Source organism: Actinoallomurus sp. NPDC050550, from assembly GCF_040655075.1.
Classification (GTDB): Bacteria; Actinomycetota; Actinomycetes; order Streptosporangiales; family Streptosporangiaceae; genus Actinoallomurus.
This window is the reverse complement of the sequence record NZ_JBFAJC010000062.1, coordinates 10516-30059: the sequence shown is the minus strand read 5'-3', so window position 1 is coordinate 30059 and position 19544 is coordinate 10516. Positions and strand designations below refer to the sequence as shown.

Genomic DNA, 19544 nt, shown 5'->3' with positions numbered 1-19544 from the left:
TTCTTCGCGACGCTCAGCATGCAATGGAAACGCTTGGCGTTACGGCCGCCATTTCCACCCAACATCCGTACGCTGACCAGCGAAGACGCCATCAGGAGGGAATCCACAAATTCCACAGAAAGGTACAAGATGCGCACTCCCCCAAGCCCCGCACTGATCGCTCTCGGCCGCCTCGTCCGGCGTTATCGGGACGCGTCAAGCATCCTCCAGGCCGACCTAGCGAAAAGGCTCGGCTACTCCGACGGATGGCTGAGCAACGTCGAGACCGGCCAGCTACGTCCCCGGCGCGAACACGTCACCGCGATCGAGCAGGCGCTCGGTCTCCCGCCTGGCGTACTTATGGAGGTCTACGACCTCCTGGAAGGTGAGAGCCTGCCGGGCTGGATGCGCGACTGGCTCGACGAGGAGCGCCGCGCGTCGGCCCTCCGGGCGTTCGAACTGTCACTCATACCGGGTCTGCTGCAGACGCCCGACTACGCCCGGGCGGTCCTCGACGACGACGAGATGGCCGTCAACGCGCGCCTCGAACGGCAGGCCATTCTCATCGGCGAAAATCCACCTACACTCAGGTGTGTACTGGACGAAACGGTCCTCACTCGCGGCTTCGGCGATGCGAAGGTGATGCGCGATCAACTAGAGCATCTGGTGAATTCCGTGTCCCCCCGGCTCGCAGTCCAGATCATCCCGTCCGGGGTCCGTCATGAAGGCCTTCAAGGGTCATTCACGATCGCCACCGCCGATGGAGCCGACGTGGCCTATGTCGAGACCGTCGTTCGCGGCCTGGTCACGAGCAACCGGGACGACATCACGTGCCTCATCGACGTCTGGGAGTCGATCCGGACGTGCACCCTGTCCCAGCGGGAATCGATCGAGCTCATCAAGAGAACGGCAGACGAACAATGGACCTGAACAACGCGGACTGGCGCAAGTCGCGGCGCAGCGGCACCAACGGCGGGAACTGCGTCGAGGTCTGCGTCGCGGAGCAGGCGAAATAGCCCATCTTGTTCGATGCCTCCTGGCCGTGAACGGCCCGGCCAGGAGGCATCGAACAGGTCAGCCAACCACCAGATTCAAACGGATCAGGTTTTCCGCAGTCTCGACGATCGTGGTCTCCGGGTCGCGGGGCATCCACCCGAGCGTGGTGCGGGCTTTCTCGGTGTGCAGGACGGGAATTACGCCCAGTCGGCCGACCGCGTCCGCCAGTGCGGGGTTGGACCGGGCCGCCTCGCGTACCTGATCGGCTGTCAACTCCTGGGTCGGCACCTTGGCCGCCGACGCGCCCAGGTGCTCGGCGAGTATCTGAGCGACCTGGAGGAAACTGATCGCCTCGCCGCTGGAGGCCAGGAACCGCTCGCCGACAGCGGCGGGATGCCTCATGGCCCGTACGTGGAGGTCCGCGACGTCGCGCACGTCCACCACGCCGAAGTAGACCGGGGGCACCGCCGACATGCCGCCTTCCAGCATCGCCTTGACCAAGCCGGTCGAGGTTGACAGGTGTGGTCCGAGAAGTGGGCCGAAGATCCCGCTCGGGTTGATCACCGTCAGTTCGAGGTCGTTCCCTTCCGCTTGGACGAAGTCCCAGGCCGCCCGTTCGGCGATCGCCTTCGACCTGATGTACGGGGAATTGTCGTCAGCGGGGTCCGTCCAGTCGGTCTCGTCGTACTCGTTGCCGGGCTTGTGGCTGTATCCCACCGCGGCGAACGACGACGTCATGACCACTCGCTTGACCTCGGCGTCGCGTGCGGCCCGCAGGACGCGAAGCGCGCCGTCCCGCGCCGGAGCGATGACCTCGTAGGGGTTCTCCGGTTGAGTGGCCGGAAACGGTGATGCGACGTGCAGGACGTACGTGCACCCGGCCGTCGCGTCGGCCCAGCCTTCGTCCGCGGACAGATCGGCGCTGACGATCTCCAGCCGACCGCCCGGATCGGCCACCATCGCCCGAAGCTCGCCCGCCCGCCTGGGCGAGCGGACGGTCGCACGTACCCGGCACCCGTCCGCGAGCAGGCGGCCGACCACGTGCGACCCGAGGTGACCGCTGCCACCGGTCACCAGCACAAGGCCATCGTCGTTCGTGGACCCCAGCGTCATATCGTTCCTTGTCATCAATGCATTGTGAAAAGCGCCGCGCACTTTCACGCCATCTCGGGAACGACGCGGATGATCTCCGCGAGGACCCGGCGCTCGGTCTCGGCGTCGCCGCGCTCGCGCGCGTCCCACAATTCGGCCTTGAGCCGCAGGTAGCGCAGGCGGACCTGCATGCGTTCCATCTCTTCGGCGATCCGCTCGGCGTTGCGCTGGAACAGCTCGCGCATCTGTCCGGCCTCCCGGTGCCCAGAGGCCAGATGCCGGAGATAGGCCCGCATGTCCTGGACACTCACCCCGGCACCTCGCAGACAGCTCAGCGCCTCGATCCTGTCCACCACGGCGGCGCTGTAGCGCCGGTGACCGCTGCTCTCGTCCCGGTCGACCGAGTCGATGAGACCGATCTTCTCGTAGTAGCGCAACGTCGGCTCCGACAGGCCGCTGAGCCGGGAGACCTCCTGAATCGTCAGTGGACAGGCGTCCTGGACCTTCTGTGCCGCTGTCATGCACCGAGTGTCGGATACTTGAAGCGCTTTAAGTCAAGCGCGATCACGCGCGATGTCCCCTGCCCGGAGAAGGCCGGCCAGGGGACGTCGGAAGTCGTGCTACGGCATGTGCCGGGGCCTCAGGCGACGGCGGAAGCCATACGGGCGGCCACGAGGCGGCTGCGGAGCAGGATGCCCAGACGCGTGGCGACCACCATGCTGAGCGTGAAGAACAGGATCGAGTCGCCGAAGGCGGCCGGGCTGATGCGGTTCTCGACGAGGAACCGGCCCAGGTCCCGGGTGAACCAGTGCTGGCAGCCGTACACGAACAGCTGGCGAAGCGCGCTGATCAGGACCCAGACGACGACGTACGCGTAGCCGGCGTCGTACCAGCCCTTGCCCTCCTCGTCCACGCTCACGCGCAGCATCGCGCAGGCGAACGCCCCGATCGCGATCCCGGCGACGACCGATGCGGCCTCCAGCGTCAGGCCGCCCCCGGCGGCGTCGAACTTCGGCAGGACGAACGGCACGATCACGGCACTGAGCAGGAGCGGGCGGACGATGGGGAAGAGCGTCACCCGGTTGTGCCCCCAGTCCTTGATCAGGATGGCGGCGAGGATCACCAGATTGACGATCGTTATCGCGGACAACACTCTCTCCTCGGGCTGCCCCGGCGCACCCCGGCCGGTCGTGTTCGTCACCGTAGGAGGAGAGCCGGGTGGAGATCGTCCGCCTTCCGGGTGGATATGTGGGTGGGACCCGCCGCATAATCGGCCGGATCACCTTGGTGGGGAGGGGTGGATGGCGCGAAGGTCGTTTCCCGGCCGGTTGAGCGGTCAGTGGCCGGTCCGCGCGGCGATGCTCGCCGGGCTCGCTTTCATGGTGTGGGGAGAGACCACCCACGAGGGCGCCGCCGGGCTGCACGGCACGCACCTGTGGACCTCGATCACGCTGGCGGCGGCGTCGGCCGCGTGGCTCGCGTGGGCGGTCATCGGACCGCGCGGGGACTCCCCCGCGCTGCGAGCGGCGATCGCGTGCACCGGTGTGGCGGGCAGCGCGCTGCTGTTCGTGCATCCGCAGCCCGCCGTGTACTGGTTCACCTTCTGGGCCTGTATCGACGCCGGCACCGTGTTCCCCCGCCGCGAGGGCGCGATGCTGATGGGCGGCTGCTGCGGCGTCCTCCTCACCGGCTACCTGCTTGGGCACGGCGACGCTCTCGCCACGTTCGCAGCGGTCACCTTCGTGGCCTACCTGGTCGGGCGCAACCACCGCCTCCACGCCGACCGCGCCGAGCAGGCGCGGCTGCTGGCCGAGCAGACCGTATTGGCGAGCGAACGCCAGGCGCAGGCGGCGACCCTCGCCGAGCGCGGCCGGATCGCCCGTGAGCTGCACGACGTCCTCGGGCATTCGCTGACCGCCCTGTCCCTCCAGCTCGAGGCCGCCGACGCCGCGCTGGAGTTCGCCGGCGACCGCGACCAGGCCCGGCGGCACCTCGCGCGGGCCCGGACGCTCACCCGGTCGGGTCAGGAAGAGGCCGTCGCCGCCGTACGGACGCTGGGCGACGGCGAGGTCGCCGTCCAGGAGCTGATCGAGGGACTGGTCGAGGCGTTCCGCCATGACACGGAGGCGTCCGTCGAGTGGTCGCTGCGCGGTGACGCCTGGCCACTACCCGCCGACTCGGCGCTGGCGATCTACCGAGCCGTCCAGGAGTCCCTCACCAATGCCCGAAAGCACGCTCCCGGCGCCGACGTACGCGTCAGCCTCGACTACCTCGACGACGGTCTGGCGGTCGAGGTGACCAACGGCGCGGCACGCGCGCGCGTCACCGAGACCGTCGGCGGCGGATACGGACTGTCCGCGATGCGTGAGCGCGTCCGGCTGGCAGGCGGCACGGTCACCAGCGGATCGACCGAGAACGGCTGGCGGGTGCACGCCCGGGTCGGCCGGTGAGCGAGCCCACCGTCCGCGTGATCGTCGCGGACGACCAGGCCACCGTACGGGAGGGGCTCGTCGCGCTCCTCGAGCTGCTCCCGGGCGTCGAGGTCGTCGCCCAGGCGGAGGACGGGCACGCGGTGCTCGCGGCGGTCGCCGCCCATCGGCCGGACGTCGTGCTGATGGATCTGCGCATGCCGGGGATGGACGGAACAGAGGCGACCCGGCGGATCGTCGCGGACCATCCCGAGGTCGCCGTCGTCGTGCTCACCTCGTACGCCGACGACGAGTCGGTCCTGACCGCCCTGGCCGCCGGCGCCCGCGGCTTCCTGACCAAGAACGCGGGCCATCGTGAGATCCGGCAGGCCGTCACAGCCGCGGCGGCGGGTCTGGCCCCCGTCGACCCGGCCGTCCAGGCACGCCTGGTCGCGACCGCCCGCGTTGGACGCGTTCCCGAACGCACGCGGCTCCCCGACGGGCTCACCGTACGGGAGGCCGAGGTGCTCACGCTGATCAGCGTGGGGCTGTCGAACGGGCAGATCGCCGCCCGGCTGCACATCGAGACGGTGACCGTGAAGTCGCACATCAACCGGGCCTTCGCCAAGGCGGGGATCACCGGACGAGCGGAGGTCTCCGACTACACCGCCCGCCACGGCCTGACCGGCTGACCCCCGCCTTTCCCGGAAAGGACGATCAATGGTGGAAGCTCGTGCCGTCCTCGGGGCCCATCATCGGCCGGGGCTGCTTTCGCAACCACGGCAGTAGGCTCCCCAGGTCCTCGATGAGCCTGTCGGCGAGGTCCAGCGAGAATCCGTTCCGCACCACAATGCGGAGTACTGCCAGGTCCTGGCGGTTGGCCGGGAAGGTGTAGGCCGGAACCAGCCAGCCGAACTCCCGCAGCCGCCGAGAGACGTCGAAGACGTCGAACTCGGTCACCTCGTCGGTGGTGGTGAAGGCGAGCACCGGTAGCTGGTCGCCGCGAGTGAGCAACCGGAAGCAGCCCATCGCCTCGATCCGCTCGGCCAGGTGCGTCGCGACGTCCCGGCTCGCCTGCTGGACGGCGCGATAGCCCTCGTAGCCGAGCCGCAGGAAGTTGTAGTACTGCGCGACCACCTGCGAACCGGGCCTGGAGAAGTTGAGCGAGAAGGTGGGCATGTCGCCGCCCAGGTAGTTCACGCGCTCCACGAGTTCTTCGGGCAGCGCCTCGCGGTCGCGCCACAAGGCCCAGCCGACTCCCGGGTACACCAGCCCGTACTTGTGGCCGGAGGTGTTGATCGAGGCGACGCGGGGAAGCCGGAAGTCCCATACCAGGTCGGGATCCAGGAACGGCGCGATCATTCCGCCGGATGCGCCGTCCACGTGGACGGGCACGTTCCACCCGATGCGCTCCTCCAGCGCGTCGAGGGCGGCGCAGATCTCGGCGACCGGCTCGTAGCTGCCGTCCATCGTCGAGCCGAGGATGGCCACCACGCCGATGGTGTTCTCATCACACCGCGCGGCGGCTTCTTCCGCACCGAGGTGGAAGCGGTCACCGTCCATCGGCACCTGACGCGCCTCCACCTCCCAGAAGTTGCAGAACTTCTCCCAGCACACCTGCACGTTGGTGCCCATCACCAGGTTGGGTCGCGCCCCGGCGGCGTACCGATCGGCATTGCGGTGCATCCATCGACGCTTGAGCGCCATCCCGGCGAGCATGCACGCTTCGCTCGATCCGGTCGTTGAGCAGCCGGCCGCGGTTTCGGGGTCGGGGGCGTTCCACAGGTCGGCCAGCATCGCGACGCAGCGGCGCTCCAGTTCGGCGACCTGTGGGTATTCGTCCTTGTCGATGATGTTCTTGTCGGCGGTCTCGGCCATGAGCGTGGCCGCCTGCGGTTCCATCCAGGTGGTCACGAACGTGGCGAGGTTCTGGCGGGAGTTGCCGTCCAGCATCATCTCGTCGTGGACGAGCTGGTAGGCGGTCGCCGGTGCCATCGGACGCTCGGGAAGCCGGTGCCGTGGGAGGACGGCCTCGACACCGGATACCGGGTCCGCCTCCCCGAACAGCGGATTCACGTGTAGCGGCCGTTGACGACCTTCCTCGCCCTTGTGCAACGCCATCGGTCGTGACCTCCTTCGTCGGCTTGCGCGAGCCGCAAGCCTGACAGGCGGCGCCTTAAGAGGACGTATGTGCGCCCATCGCCCGGCGCTCGGCAGCGCCGGCGCTGCCGAGGTCATTGCATCACGAACCCACTCGGCGAGCCGCGACCGCGGTCTCGGGCGCCAGGAAGGTGGTCAGCGCGGCCAGCATCTCCTCGGGGGCCTCCTCGGCGGGGTAGTGGCCGCAGCCGGGAATGATCAGGCTCTCCACGTCGTCCGCGGCCAGTTTCATCGTGTTCCCGACCAGTTCCCCGGAGTTCTCCGCTCCCGCGATCGTCAGGACGGGAAGGGTCAGCCGCCGGGTCTTCCGCCGCTGGTTCTGGGCGATGGTCGTGTCGAGCGCACGGTAGAACTCGAAGCTGGCACGCAGGGCTTCCGGATCGGACGCGAGAGTCTGGACGTAGTGCTCGACGGCGTAGCCGGGCAGTTTCCTCGCGGCTTTGGTCGCGAACTGGTGGCCGAAGTAGAGGTGTTCACGCCCCTTGACGAGTTGCTCGTTGACCTCGGCGAGGCGGTTGACGGCGAAGTGCCAGAGCCGGTCGTTGGCCTCCGTACTGCCGAAGAGAGGCGGAGAGGGAGACAGGCCGGGGATCGCGGCCTCGGCGACGGCCAGGCGGGTGAGGCGGTCCGGATGATCCGCGGCCAGGGCGTAGCCGGTCCACATCCCCACATCGTGACCGACCATGGCGAACCGCTGGTGGCCGAGCGCGGCCATCAGCGCCACCATGTCGCCCGCGAGGGTCCCGGTGTCGTACCCGTCCGAGGGTTTGTCGGACAGCCCGACACCGCGCGGATCGACCGCCACGACCTGGAAATCCTCGGCCAGCGCCGGCATCAGGAGGCGCCAGGCGTACCAGGTCTGGGGCCAGCCGGCCAGAAGCAGCAGGGCGGGTCCGTCGCCTCCGGTGACCGCGTGCAGGCGCAGTTCACCGGTGTCGACGTACCGGCTGGCGAACGTGTCGGCGAATCCGGCCGGGAGGTTCGGCGCTCGACGGACGGAGCCGAGGCCTTCCGGAGCTGAACTCATGACGGTTTCCTTTCACCGGACTGGATGGGCTCTCGCGCTGGGCCACGCTAGCCATCATGGACCGATCAGTCAAAGATACTTGGATCGATCGATCCAAGGAGCGCGTAGGATCACAGCCCGGGAGGTACGGCATGTCAGGCCGGAAGCAGTTCGACGTCGGTGCGGCCCTGGACCAGGCGATGCGGGTGTTCTGGCAGCGCGGCTACGCCGACGCCTCGCTCGACGCCCTCGGAGCCGCCACGGGTCTCGGCCGTGGCTCCCTCTACGGCGCCTTCGGCGGCAAGGACGCTCTGTTCCGCCAGTGCCTCGACCGCTATGCGACGACCTACGGCGCCCAGTACGAGCAGGCGCTCACGGCGCACCCCGGTGATCCGGTGCGCGCGGTAGAGGCGTTCTTCGACGTCGTCCTCGCGCGCATCGCCGACCCGTCGGTCCCCGCGGGCTGCCTCATCGCCCAGTCCGCGGCGCAGTCGCCGACCCTGAAGGAGGACAACAGCGCCCACGTACGGGCTCTCCTCGACACCCAGCGCCGCCGCGTACGCGCGGCACTGGCTGGTTCCTCGGCCGACCCTCACGTACTCGACGAACTGGCCACATTCGTCGTCGCCGTCAACCAGTCGCTCGCCCTACTCAGCCGCACCGGCACCCCGGACGCCGAACTGCGCTCCGTGGCGCGGCTCGCCTGCACGACAGTGGCGGACACCCTCACCCGCACAACCGCCGTCCAGAACTGACCGACGCCGGCTCTGTCAGGCAAGTTCGGTCGAGGCCGGTTGTGTAACTTTCAGCCGTGCGCCGACCGTGCCCGCACGATCCCTCGTCACCTACCAGATCAGCTGAGAACGACACCGAACCTAAGGCGTCGGTGTGGTCTTTCCCGACGAGCAGGTGTTGTCGGTGAGTGAGGTGCCCGCCGGACAGCCGTACCGGCGGACGCTCGCGACGATCTTGTTCAGATCGGCGTCGGTGAACCCGCCGCGGACATCGCGGTCGGCGAAGACGGTGAACATCAGCGGGCCGGACGTCGCGGCGTCCTTGCCCGCGGCCATGGCGACCGTCTCGACGAGGGCGTGCGGCGGCGTGCAGGCGTCGTGCCGCGCGGTGGTGGTCACTGTGAACGACACGCGCTCCGCCGTGATGCCGTGCATTGTGACGGTGCCGGCCGGACCGGGCTCGGACTTCGGCGGGTGCGGCGGTGTGTCGACGCCGCCATAGAGGGCCGACACCCAGTTACGGGCCTCCGTCTGCGCCCTGCCGGTAAGCGCCGACATCTGATCGGCGCCCGGATTCGCCACCGGGCCCGAGCCGCCTCGAAGGCCGGTCTGCGCCCGCGTGCACTTGCCCTTCTGGCTGTCGGCCACCGCGTTCTCACCGACGTACACCTGCCCCCGGGAGTCCTGGACCCACGATGACCAGTTGGGCGTCTGCACCTTCCAGCCGGGAGGGACGTCGTACGCTACGCCCCACTCCGGCGCGAGGACGGCCTGCCAGCCCGGTGTCACCGGCTTCGGGTTCGACGGCACGCTCGGGGTGACGCTGTGGGAGGGCGCAGGGGTAGGTATGGGGTCCGGCTTGCCACCTCTGAAGACACCGCTGAGGCCGACTGCCCCGCCCCCGAGCACGACGCCCGCGACCACGACCGCCGCCACCGCGGTGAGGACGGCCTTGCGGCGGCGCGGGGGCGATGGTTCGGCGGCCGTCGCTTTTTGCCCCCTATCCCACGTTTCGGTGGGCGCTGGCTGAGGCAGCCGGTCGGGTCCCGTCGGCATCGCCGGGTGGTGTGCGCCGTCGGATCCTCGGAGCAGGGCGGCGACGGCCGCCGCGCCGGCGGGCCGCTCGCCAGGGTCCTTGGCCAGCAGTTGCAGCGTCACCTTCTCCAGGGCCGCGGGCACGTCGGGGCGGCGGGCGCGCAGCGGGTCGGGAGCCTCGTTGAGATGCCGGTACATGAGGGCGGCCGCACCGGTGTTCCGGATGAACGGCGGCGTTCCGGTCAGCAGCTCGTACAGGACACAACCGAGGGCGTACAGGTCGACGCGTGCGCTGAGCTCCCCACCGCGGAACTGTTCGGGCGCCATGTAGAGCGGTGTCCCGATGAAGCCGCCGGTGGCCGTGAGCCGCGTTGTGGTGTCGGCAAGCCGGGCGATGCCGAAGTCGCAGATCTTCACCCGGCCGTCGCCCAGCAGGAACAGGTTGGCCGGCTTGATGTCTCGGTGAACGATGCCGTGCGCATGCGCCGCGGCCAGCGCGTCGGCGGTCTGCGTGGCGAGCGTGACCGCTTGGCCGATCGGCAGGCCACCGGGATGCCCTGCCAGGAGCGTGCCAAGGTCCTGTCCGGTGAGCAGCTCCATGACGAGAAACAGCAGACGTCCTCGTTCGGACGGGTGCTCATCGACGTCGAAGATCACGGTGATGCCGGGATGCTGGAGCGCTGCGGTGGTCTCGGCCTCACGCCGGAACCGCTCAGCCGCGGTCTGGTCGGCCGTCAGTTCGACGGGCAGAATCTTGATCGCGACCGGTCGACGCAACCGCAGGTCGACGCCGCGCCACACTTCGCCCATGCCGCCGGCGCCGATCCGTTCCTCGAGCCGGTATCGGCCGCACAGTTCCGCTCCGCGCCGCAGGCCCGAGTCGCTGCGCAAGACGCCTCCCAATGGTCGTGATCAGCTACTCGCAGGACATTCCACCAGAACCTCACAGCTCTCGCAGGCATCAGCACAACGGATGCGGCACATTGGCGAGACCTACGCGATCACCTGACGTTCATGCCGTGGCCGACCACCGGTGGCGAGAGTTTGATCTCCGCCGGTTTCACTCGCCCTGCTTCCTCATGATCGGGAGATGGGCGATGACGCAGGACCTGGGACGGCGGACCTTCCTGACGGCGACCGGTGCGGTGGCCACCATGGCGGCTATCGGCACGCCCGCGTACGCGACGGAGGACGCCCGCGACGCGGCCACCGCCGACGAGTACGTGGACGTGCAGCTCCTCAACATCACCGACCTGCACGGTTACCTGCACGGCAGCAGCGTCATCACCGGCGCCGGCGCCGCCCGCTACACCGTCGGCGGCGTCGGCTACCTCGCCGCCCACCTGAACCGGCTCCGCGACGGCCGGCGCAACTCGATCTTCTTCGGCCCGGGAGACATGTTCTCCGGGTGGGAGTTCGACGCCGAGAGCGTCGCCGACGAGTCGACCGTCGAGGCGCTCAACCGCATGGACTTCCGGTTCAGCTCCGCCGGCAACCACGAGTTCGACAAGTCGCCGGCGTTCCTCACCGCGCACATGGAGTGCGGGATCCCGTTCCCTGAGATCGGCTGGGACGACGAGTTCGCCGACTCGACCGGCCGCCGGTTCCGGGGCGCGAAGTTCCGGTACTACAGCGCCAACGTCGTGTGGTCGGCGACCGGCCGGACGGTCGTCCCGCCGTACAACATCGAGTGGGTGGACGCCGGGTACGGGCGCCGCATCCCGATCGGGTTCATCCACCTCACGGCGTTCGGGACGGAGACCTTCCCGGCGTCGTTCCAGCCCGCGCTGAAGACCCTCGACGAGGTCGAGACGGTCAACCGGTACGCCGCCCTGCTGAAGGCGCGCGGTGTCAACGCGATCATCCTGAGCATGCACGACGGTGCCGTCGCGGGCAGTGACTTCAACAGCGGCAGCAGCCCGTCCGGCCCGGCGTACGACCTGGCCCGGCAGGTGTCCCCGGACGTCGACGCGATCGTCACCGGGCACTGGCACTGCCGGTTCAACATGATGGTCCCCAACCCGAACGGCGTCCCGCGCCCCTTCGTCGAGGCCGGCTGCAACGGCCAGCTGATCAACGAGATCAACCTGCGGCTCGACCGCCGTACGGGCAAGGTCATCCGCGAGCTCACGGTCTCCACCAACCACGCCGTACCGCAGCATCCGCGACTTCGAGAGCTTCGTGAAGTTCGTCCGCAGCCAGAAGGTGCTGACCCCGGCCCCGCTGAACCGCGTCACGGCCAAGAACGCCGGCTTCGCCGCCCGCGCCGTCGAGGTCCCGCCCACCCCGTCCGACGAGCCCCGGATCGGCAACAACCTCACCTACGGCGACTTCCGAATTCCCTGCTGACGCGGCGCCGACCGCCGACGGCAGGTGCCCGGGTCCGCCGAGGTCGGCGGGCCCGGGCACCTGCCTGGTCATCGGCTCATCGCACCTCCCGCGCGTACGGCGCGACGGTGAGCCGGTCGATCAGCGGCGCGTAGCGGGAGCGGAGCAGCACGCCGGGGAAGGTGTCCGAGGCGTAGGTGGTGCCATCGAAGTTCGGCAGCTCCTCGGAGCGGAATGCGATCGTGTTCTGCCCCTTCTTCAGTTGGACCGGGACGGTCAGCTCCCAGAAGTTGTTCTGGTGGAAGCTGTGCGGGAAACCGACCCGCTGCGCAGCGCTGCCGTTGACGCTGATGTCGGCGTGGCGGGCGAGCGGGTCCGGGTTGTAGTGGGTGGCTTCGGACTGCTCCGGGTTGGAGTAGCGGACGCGCAGCGCGTACAGGCCGCTCCGGTCGGCGGTGACGGTGAACGTCGCGGTGTTGCCGTTGCCCGGGTCGCCGCCGATACCGGTGATCGCCGTACCTTCGGTGGCCAGGGAGAGCGGAGTCAGCGTGGCCGTGCCCGCGAGCTTGGCGTCCTGCGCCTCGTACGTACGCGCCGGGAGCGCGCCCTCCGTGGGCGTGACCGTGAGGCGGTCGACGAGGGTGGCGGACGAACCTCCGGTCAGCGTCACCTTGTTGATGCCGCCCGAGAGGGAGACCGCCACGCTGCTCCTGCCCTTGGCCGAGCGCAGGACGTCGTGCCCGTTGACGGAGAGCCGGGCGCTCCCGCCGCCGAGGGTGTCGACCTTGAGCGTGGCTTCGCGGTCGGTGGGTGAGTAGACCCAGAACGTGGCGGTCCCGCCCTTCGGGAGCCGGGCCGCACCCGAGCCGGTGGCGGGGGTTCCGGCGTGCTCCGGCAGCTCGTAGACGGGCCGCGCCCCGCCGCCCAGCCAGGCCAGTTCGCCCTCGTACACCTGGGTGCTCGCCGAAGCCTCGGGGAGGGTGAGGGTGAGGCGGTCGACGATGGCGTCGCCCTTCGTGGCGCGCTTGCCGTCAGCGCTCTTGGCGGCGAGTGTCAGGGTGTGCCGGCCCTTGGTGAGCTTGACCTTGGTGTCGGTGTGATCCCATACCACCCACTTGTAGCCCAACGGTAGGTACAGTTCCTGCTCGCCGTCCGCCTTGCCGTCCACCCGCAGGAAGACGTTGGTGGGGCCTTGCTCCTTCACCTTGTCGAAGGTGTTGAGCGAGTTGGCGAAGACGCTCAGGTCGTAGGTGCCGTCCTGCGGCACGTCCACGGTGAAGTCGAGCGTGACGTCCGAGCCGGTGCGCAGGCCGCCCACGTCGTAGCCGCCGGAGGTGTAGAACTTCGACACGTCACGCGTCGAGCCCTCCGGGCCGTTCTTGGAGTAGCCGGACCCCGTGTGGGCGGCGTCCTCCGCCTCGTACGAGCCCTGCCAGCGCACGGGCGGGGACTGCGTGCCCGCGGCCTTTCCGGCCGGGCTGAGGACGATCTCGTAGGCCGAGGACTCCTTCAGCTTCGGCAGCCCGCCGTCGCCGAAGTCGACGGCGACCGTGCCGTCGTCACCGACCTTCAGGTTCTGCTCGGTAAGCAGCTTCGGGCCGGAGGAGTCGCCCACCTGCCCGGTCCACTCGATCTCCCGTACCCAGGCGTGCACGCGATCCCCGAAGAGGTTCTTCGGGATGTCACCGAAGGTGATGTGGCCGTTGCCGGTGGAACCGCCGAAGATCAGCCGGGCCTGCCGCTTGTCCTTGTCGAGCGTGGCGACGCCCTGCATGGTGTAGTTCTCGCCGGGGAACGGCGGGGTCACCTTCACCGTGTGGCCGCTCATCGAGGCGTACGAGTGCAGCAGCCACCACTGACCGTTGCCGCGGTTGGACTGCACCGCGGAGTCGGAAAGGTTGCCGTCGATGTTCCAGTAGGCGATGTCGGCGTCCACCTTGGACTCCTCGATCGCGGACACCCACTGGATCATCTGCCCGGGGACGGAGGTGTGGTAGTTGAAGGCGTACTCATCGACGTTGATCGGAAGCCGGGTGCCCTCCTTGGCGGTGCCTTTGAACAGCTCCTTCTCCCACGTCCGATACTTGGCGACGTTCGCGCGCACCGCCTCGGGGTGGCTCAGCTCGTGCCAGGTGATGACGTCCGGGAGGGTGCCGGCGGCCAGGGTGTGCGTGAGAAAGCCCTTCACCTGGTCGTAGAGGACGCTGGTGTTGGGGCCGGCGATTCGGGCGCTGGGCATCTTGCCCTTGATGAGCTTGTAGACGTCGTCCCAGGCGGCGAAGTAGTCGTGCGGGTCGCTCAGCCAGCTGACCTTGTTGTAGCTCCACTGGCCGGTGCCGAACATGTTGCCCTCGGGCTCGTTGAACGGCACGAAGACGATGTTGTCCCGGTACTTCGCGGGCAGTTTCAGGACCTGGTCGACCTGCTTGGCGATCTTCTCCTTGTAGAGCTTGAGCTTCTCCTCGGGGGTGTCGCCCGGCCACTCGTACGGGAAGCCGCGGTGGATGTCGGTCATGTAGATGTACACGTCACCGTTGGTGGAGTCGGCCAGCGGCTTCACCACGTCCAGCGCGTCGGCGCCGGGGTGCTGCGGGCCGTCCTGTGCCTTCGTGGCAACCGTGCGCAGGCCCATGCCCTCGATGAGGTTGTTGGTGGGGACGTCCGGTCCGTACACCCCGTAGAGCGTGCCGGAGGCGCCGCCGTGGAAGGCGCCGGTGTCCGAGCCGAGATCGACGGTGAGCTGCCCCTCCCGGACCACGGTGACGGTCGCCGTCACGGCGTGCCCGGCCGCGGTCCCCGACACCGTGAACGTCCCCGGCTGAGCGTACTTCTCCGGTGGTACGGCGTCCCAGGTGATCGGCGTGTCGCGGTCGTAGCCGTCGGAGAAGGAGGAGCGGACGGCGGTGGGGAGGGACGGGGCGGTCCCGGTCGTGGTACGGACCTCGAATGACGTCTGCGAGAGCTGCTGAAGAGTGGGCACCGTTCCTCCGACCGCACCGGCCACCTGCGCCGGGCTGAGCGCCGAGTGCCACACGGTGAAGTCGTCGATCGCGCCCTTGAGCAGCGGATCCGGGTAGAAGGACTTGCCGATGTAACCGGCCGCCGTGGCCGAACCGTCCAGCAGGTCCTTGGCCTTGATGCCGGTCTCGGCGGAGGAGACCGCCACGCCGTCGAGGTAGGTGGTGACCCGGTGGGCGGTGCTGTCGAGGGTGACCGTGACGGTCCGCCACCCGTCCGCGGGAAGCATCGCGTAGCCGTTGACCTGCGCTTCTGCACCCCCTCCGCCGGTGGTCACGGCGGTGCGCAGCAGCCCGTCCCCGCTGTACGGGGTCGTGAAGAGGTACTTGGTGGTGTCGGTGCCCAGATCGAAGATCCGTTGCCAGGACGACTTGTCACCGCTCCACTTCACGCGGGCGGAGATCGTCACGTCGGCTGCGTCGCCGAGCACTTCGCGGGGCAGCCGGACGTACGCGCCGCCGGAGTCGGACGCGCCGCCGGGCAGGGCGAGCGCATTGCCTCCGTCCCTGCCCGCGACGGACTGGGCGGTGGAGCCGTTCACCAGGCTCGCCGTCAGGCCGTTGCCGGAACTGTCGATGATCTTCCCGGAGGCGAGATCGTCCTGGTCGAAGGTGTAATGGGCGGCTGGCTGGAGCGTGTCGGCCGCCTGCGCGGAGGTGACCGGGGCGGCCAGCAGGCCCGCGCCGAGGGCCAGCGCCACGGCGGCTGGGGCCCTGCGCCGCGTGGTTCTGTAAGCGGATGGCATGGATGGCGTCCTTTCAGATCGTCGTCGAACCGATTCGACTTCAGTCGCGACGGTTGGCGGGACCGATCGGATGGTCAGGCGTTACGGGGTCAGGCGCTACGGAGGTCAGGGTGTCGGGGAACGCGACGCAATGGCGCCGGTTCTTCGGCGGTGACGGACGGTACGGCGGGACCGTGCGGGCTGACAGGAGTCGGAGGGGTCGTGCCTGGAACGGCCGACGAGCGCGGGTGGGAGTCTCCGTCGGCGCCTACGTGGCACGGTTCGGGCATGGACGGCTCGGCGATTCGGCCGCGGAGGCGGGAGCTCCTTTCGACTTGACCCAGGTGTTCGATATTTCGAACACAGTTCGCAGTGTGGGCGAGACCGTAAGCGCAGACGGAGGTGATGGTCAAGACCTTGCGCCAGCCCTTGGCGGGTGCGCACCGGGTTGCCCGGTCGCGGACATAACACTCCACCGCCCGCACCTACCCGTGCCGACACGGCGCCCGCCGAGCGCCGCCCGCCGCACGAGGGAGCGATCGGGACCGAACGTGGCAGGCCGGCCAGGAATACCTGGCCGGCCTTTCGCCGAATCGGCTCCGGCGGCTGGATTCGAACCAGCATTGCACGGTTAACAGCCGCGCATCCTGCCATTGGATGACACCGGAATGGTGGCGCAGGTGGGATTTGAACCCACGATCTCTAGCTTATGAGACTAGCGGGGACGGCCGAGCTCCCCTACTGCGCTCCGCGTGACCCCTGCGGGACTCGAACCCGCTTCCTGGAATTGAAAGTCCCAGGACCTAACCCATGGTCGAAGGGGCCATGAAGCGTAGCCCGTGCCGGAATCGAACCGGCGCCGCCCGGTAGAGAGCCGGGAGTCCTCACCACTGGACCAACGGGCCTTGCCGCGGAGGAGAAGAGGATCGAACTCTTACGAGGCCAGTAGGACCTCACTCGGTTTTCAAGACCGGCGCCGTCGCCTGCCGTCGGCTGGCTCCTCCATGTGCGTACCGCCCCAGGGATTCGAACCCTGAACCTTCCGGTCCTGAACCGGACGCCTCTGCCGTTGGGCCAGGGCGGCATGGAATGGATATGAAATTGTCAAGGAGCGTCCCGTCGACGTGACGGTCGTCCCGCATGGGCGGCAGGAGTCGAACCTGCTTTCTACCGACTTTGGAGGACGGTCGCCTATCCGTTGGCTCACCCACAAGAAAAGGCCGCCGGGATATCCTCCGGGCGGCCTCTGGACAGAGCATGACCTCTATCCGGGGCACTCCCAGAGGATGCCGCGCAGATTACTCGGCTCGGACCGCCATTCCCATGAGGCGGTGAGCGTCGAGCTCATCATGATGGACATCCTTCCTCGTTCCGTTCTGCTTCAATGATAAGAATTCCGGCCGCGGACACAACATATTTTCCGGGGAACGCGACGGGTCGACCGGCCACGGGCCGTCCGGCAAGAGCGACCGACCGGACCGCCGGCAGGTCGTCCGCTCACGCAAAGCAGCCTTGACCTGGGTCGACTTGCGATCACTCGAACATCAGTTCGATGATGACCGTATGCATGACGCCCGACCGCTCGACCACTACCCGCCCGGCTCCCACCGGATCGAGGCCCGCGACTCCTGGGTCTGGATCCACCACAAGGGGGCCTGGCGTAAGGGAGCGATCCACTGCTGGTACGTTCACGGCGAGACGTGGATGGCCTGGATGCAGCACGAGGATCCCACCCCGGACGTCCCGTGGTCGGCGTGGGGCCTGTACCTCTACGACGGGGTCACCATCAGACGCCGGCACGCCCCAGCGGCCACGGCCAGCATAGAGATCCCGACGGGCGACGCGCGCCGAGAACGGATCGCCGCCCTACTCCGCGACACCGGCTACAGCATCGAGCCGTACCGCCGGACCTCCGGCGACCAGAGGGCACTGCTCATCTGCTGAGGTCGCCACACGGCCGGACGACCACGCAGCTCAGTCGAACAACTCGTCGACGGACTGTGCGATGACGGCCAGGCGGATCCACTTCTCCAGCTGGACCAGGTCGCTGCAATTCTCGATCCGAGCACGCGCCTCATCGGTGATCGCGATCCCTCGAGCGTCCAGAACGGTGAGAATCGCACTGACCTCACCGCGTGCCAGCCCGCGTTCAAGGCCGCGTTCAAGGCCGCGTTCAAGGCCGCGTTCGAGACCGCGCTCCAGTCCGCGAGCCTCGCCACGGGCCTCACCTTCGGCGATGAATTTCTTGGCGAAGCTGCTCTGGTACTCATACTTCTCGGCGATCATTCGCGCCTCCAGGTAGCTGCGGGCATGCTCAGTCCGAAGCACGGCGAGCACGACGTCAGAGTACAGTCGGGCTCGTTCGTCGTCGATGTCGCACAGGACGCCGTCACATAGGGCGTCGAGGACGTCGAACCTTTCTGAACCATGCACCATGGCCGACAATACGGCCAGTTCGGGCGCTTTCGCGGCCTCTTTGTCATCGGTCACTACCGGGATCGATTCGGGGCCGATGACCAACGGTCTCAAAACCCAGCCAGGGTGACCGATGGGGATCGATCTCGCACACCACGATGCGGCCGCCGAGTCGACGCAGACGACCAGCAGCACGGCCGGGCACTCCATACGCGCCCTCAGGCTGGTCAGGTAGAGAGGCCAACTCCACCGCTTACGTGGATCGCGGCCTCGCTGAACTTCGACCACCACCGCGAGGACCGGACGATCCGCCCTCAGCACCACGACGGCGTCGGCCCGGAACTCGCTGGGGACAACCTCTGTTAAATCACCCGATTCAGTCTGAGCCTCCGAAAATTCTGGCATGGGCATATCGAACACCGCGCCAAGAAGATCGGCCGCGAGTTGCGGGCGGTTACGGAACAGCAGGGTGACTGCCTCGTGCTCTGCGGTCGGCATGCGCGAGAGATTAACGATTCCCGGTCGAACGCGTACGCGAATTTCACTGTGAATCCGCAGAATATAACGACCGTTTGGGATTAATATCGCCATTTCCGGCGATACAACGAGCCGCGAAGACCCGTGGCGCCGGGGTCACGACCGCCCCGTTTGGGGGGCGGGAGGTGGGTAGGACCGCCGATATGCCGATGCTCGTGGGGACGTCCGGGTGGCAGTACACGCACTGGCGTGACGTGCTGTACCCCGCCGGGTTGCCCCAGCGCGTGTGGCTGGAGCGCTTCACCGAATGCTTCGAGACGGTGGAGAACAACAACGCGTTCTACCGGCTGCCGAGCCGCGAGGTCTTCACCGGGTGGCGGGAGCGTACGCCGCCCGGATTCGTGATGGCCGTCAAGGCGAGCCGGTACCTGACGCACATCAAGCGGCTGAAGGACCCGGAAGAGCCGGTGGACCGGCTGATGAACGCGGCCGGTGGCCTGGGCGACAAGCTCGGGCCGATCCTCGTCCAGTTGCCGCCGACGCTGCAGGTCGACGTCGAACGCCTGACCCGCTGCCTGCGCCGCTTCCCGGCCGGGGTACGGGTCGCGGTGGAGCCCCGTCACCCCTCCTGGTGGACCGACGAGGTACGGGACGTGCTGGTCCGGCACGGCGCCGCGCTGTGCTGGGCCGACCGGCTGGGCCGACCGTTGATCCCGCTGTGGCGGACGGCGGACTGGGGATACCTCCGGTTCCACGAGGGTGCCGCGACGCCGTGGCCGGAGTACGGCGATCAGGCGCTGCGGTCCTGGGTCCGGCGGCTGGCCGAGACCTGGGACGACGACGCCGACGCGTACGTCTACTTCAACAATGACCCGGGCGGGGCGGCCGTACGTGATGCCGCGCGGTTCGCCGAGTTCGCCCGGCAGGCGGACCGGCGCGTGACCCGGACGCCCGCCCTCGCCACGCACTGACGGATCGCCAGGTCACCACGGGCAGCGCGGAGAAACCGTCGGTCAGGCGGTAACGGGTTCCCAGGTCATGGGAAGCGCGCAGAAACCATCGGTCAGGCGGCAACGGGGTTCCCAGGTCATGGGAAGCGCGCAGAAACCATCGGTCAGGCGGCAACGGGGTTCCCAGGTCATGGGAAGCGCGCAGAAACCATCGGTCAGGCG

The 19544-nt window shown here is 68.4% G+C and carries 16 protein-coding genes and 7 tRNA genes; 8 read left to right on the top strand and 15 right to left on the bottom strand.

From position 1 onward, the window contains the following. The first annotated feature begins 18 nt into the window (after nucleotides 1–18). A complete protein-coding gene (locus AB0I04_RS46490) occupies nucleotides 19–909 on the top strand; it encodes a helix-turn-helix transcriptional regulator (RefSeq protein WP_360900190.1) in 891 nt (296 codons plus the stop codon). After that, nucleotides 900–995 (top strand): DUF397 domain-containing protein, encoded by a 96-nt coding sequence (locus AB0I04_RS46485; protein WP_360900187.1) that lies wholly within the window; start codon nucleotides 900–902, stop codon nucleotides 993–995. Before AB0I04_RS46490 ends, AB0I04_RS46485 begins: the two co-directional genes overlap by 10 nt. A gap of 58 nt (nucleotides 996–1053) precedes the next feature. Here the strand turns inward: AB0I04_RS46485 and AB0I04_RS46480 are convergent, their stop codons facing one another. The 3 genes from AB0I04_RS46480 to AB0I04_RS46470 form a co-directional block, all read right to left on the bottom strand. Beyond that, nucleotides 1054–2103, bottom strand: coding sequence for an aldehyde reductase (locus AB0I04_RS46480; RefSeq protein WP_360900184.1), 1050 nt, complete (start codon nucleotides 2101–2103; stop codon nucleotides 1054–1056). A 29-nt stretch (nucleotides 2104–2132) separates the two neighbouring features. Beyond that, on the bottom strand, nucleotides 2133–2588 hold the full coding sequence (locus tag AB0I04_RS46475; protein ID WP_360900181.1) for a MerR family transcriptional regulator: 456 nt from the start codon (nucleotides 2586–2588) through the stop codon (nucleotides 2133–2135). Between the two features lie 119 nt (nucleotides 2589–2707). Then, on the bottom strand, nucleotides 2708–3217 hold the full coding sequence (locus AB0I04_RS46470) for a hypothetical protein (protein WP_360900179.1): 510 nt from the start codon (nucleotides 3215–3217) through the stop codon (nucleotides 2708–2710). A gap of 151 nt (nucleotides 3218–3368) precedes the next feature. Between AB0I04_RS46470 and AB0I04_RS46465 the strand changes: the two genes are divergently transcribed. Together AB0I04_RS46465 and AB0I04_RS46460 are read left to right on the top strand one after the other, a co-directional pair. Then, the gene (locus AB0I04_RS46465) at nucleotides 3369–4517 is read left to right on the top strand and encodes a sensor histidine kinase (RefSeq protein WP_360900176.1); all 1149 of its coding nucleotides are present in this window, start codon (nucleotides 3369–3371) and stop codon (nucleotides 4515–4517) included. Beyond that, nucleotides 4514–5167: a response regulator transcription factor gene (locus AB0I04_RS46460; protein ID WP_360900173.1), complete on the top strand. Its 654-nt coding sequence runs from the start codon at nucleotides 4514–4516 to the stop codon at nucleotides 5165–5167. The genes AB0I04_RS46465 and AB0I04_RS46460 overlap by 4 nt, the downstream gene beginning before the upstream one ends. A gap of 25 nt (nucleotides 5168–5192) precedes the next feature. Here the strand turns inward: AB0I04_RS46460 and AB0I04_RS46455 are convergent, their stop codons facing one another. Together AB0I04_RS46455 and AB0I04_RS46450 are read right to left on the bottom strand one after the other, a co-directional pair. Next, entirely contained in the window at nucleotides 5193–6596 is a 1404-nt protein-coding gene (locus tag AB0I04_RS46455; protein ID WP_360900171.1) for a glutamate decarboxylase, read from the bottom strand. 121 nt (nucleotides 6597–6717) lie between these two features. Next, on the bottom strand, nucleotides 6718–7662 hold the full coding sequence (locus AB0I04_RS46450) for an alpha/beta hydrolase (RefSeq protein ID WP_360900168.1): 945 nt from the start codon (nucleotides 7660–7662) through the stop codon (nucleotides 6718–6720). A 131-nt stretch (nucleotides 7663–7793) separates the two neighbouring features. On the opposite strand from AB0I04_RS46450, the gene AB0I04_RS46445 reads away from it, so the two are divergent. After that, nucleotides 7794–8396, top strand: a complete 603-nt coding sequence (locus tag AB0I04_RS46445; protein WP_360900165.1) for a TetR/AcrR family transcriptional regulator — start codon at nucleotides 7794–7796, stop codon at nucleotides 8394–8396. Between the two features lie 120 nt (nucleotides 8397–8516). Here the strand turns inward: AB0I04_RS46445 and AB0I04_RS46440 are convergent, their stop codons facing one another. Next, nucleotides 8517–10301 (bottom strand): serine/threonine-protein kinase, encoded by a 1785-nt coding sequence (locus tag AB0I04_RS46440; protein ID WP_360900162.1) that lies wholly within the window; start codon nucleotides 10299–10301, stop codon nucleotides 8517–8519. A 206-nt stretch (nucleotides 10302–10507) separates the two neighbouring features. Here AB0I04_RS46440 and AB0I04_RS46435 point away from each other — a divergent pair, with 206 nt between their 5' ends. Then, entirely contained in the window at nucleotides 10508–11893 is a 1386-nt protein-coding gene (locus tag AB0I04_RS46435) for a metallophosphoesterase (RefSeq protein ID WP_360900159.1), read from the top strand. Here the strand turns inward: AB0I04_RS46435 and AB0I04_RS46430 are convergent. The 8 genes from AB0I04_RS46430 to AB0I04_RS46395 form a co-directional block, all read right to left on the bottom strand. Further along, nucleotides 11836–15501 carry a LamG-like jellyroll fold domain-containing protein gene (locus AB0I04_RS46430; protein ID WP_360900156.1) on the bottom strand — a complete coding sequence of 1222 codons (3666 nt, stop codon included), beginning with the start codon at nucleotides 15499–15501 and terminating at the stop codon, nucleotides 11836–11838. The genes AB0I04_RS46435 and AB0I04_RS46430 overlap by 58 nt on opposite strands. 576 nt (nucleotides 15502–16077) lie before the next feature. Continuing rightward, nucleotides 16078–16148, bottom strand: a tRNA-Asn gene (locus AB0I04_RS46425). Nucleotide 16149: 1 nt separating this feature from the next. Continuing rightward, a tRNA-Met gene (locus tag AB0I04_RS46420) sits at nucleotides 16150–16228 on the bottom strand. A gap of 5 nt (nucleotides 16229–16233) precedes the next feature. Further along, nucleotides 16234–16305: transfer RNA gene (locus tag AB0I04_RS46415), tRNA-Glu, on the bottom strand. Between the two features lie 8 nt (nucleotides 16306–16313). Then, nucleotides 16314–16385: transfer RNA gene (locus AB0I04_RS46410), tRNA-Glu, on the bottom strand. A gap of 6 nt (nucleotides 16386–16391) precedes the next feature. Further along, a tRNA-Ser gene (locus AB0I04_RS46405) sits at nucleotides 16392–16484 on the bottom strand. Nucleotides 16485–16491: 7 nt separating this feature from the next. After that, nucleotides 16492–16564, bottom strand: a tRNA-Leu gene (locus AB0I04_RS46400). Between the two features lie 55 nt (nucleotides 16565–16619). Further along, nucleotides 16620–16691 (bottom strand) — tRNA-Trp (locus tag AB0I04_RS46395). A gap of 352 nt (nucleotides 16692–17043) precedes the next feature. Between AB0I04_RS46395 and AB0I04_RS46390 the strand changes: the two genes are divergently transcribed. Next, nucleotides 17044–17424 carry a hypothetical protein gene (locus AB0I04_RS46390; protein WP_360900153.1) on the top strand — a complete coding sequence of 127 codons (381 nt, stop codon included), beginning with the start codon at nucleotides 17044–17046 and terminating at the stop codon, nucleotides 17422–17424. 30 nt (nucleotides 17425–17454) lie between these two features. Here AB0I04_RS46390 and AB0I04_RS46385 read toward each other — a convergent pair whose 3' ends face one another. Next, entirely contained in the window at nucleotides 17455–18393 is a 939-nt protein-coding gene (locus tag AB0I04_RS46385) for a hypothetical protein (RefSeq protein WP_360900150.1), read from the bottom strand. A gap of 182 nt (nucleotides 18394–18575) precedes the next feature. Here AB0I04_RS46385 and AB0I04_RS46380 point away from each other — a divergent pair, with 182 nt between their 5' ends. Next, entirely contained in the window at nucleotides 18576–19343 is a 768-nt protein-coding gene (locus AB0I04_RS46380) for a DUF72 domain-containing protein (protein WP_360900147.1), read from the top strand. Nucleotides 19344–19544 lie beyond the last annotated feature (201 nt).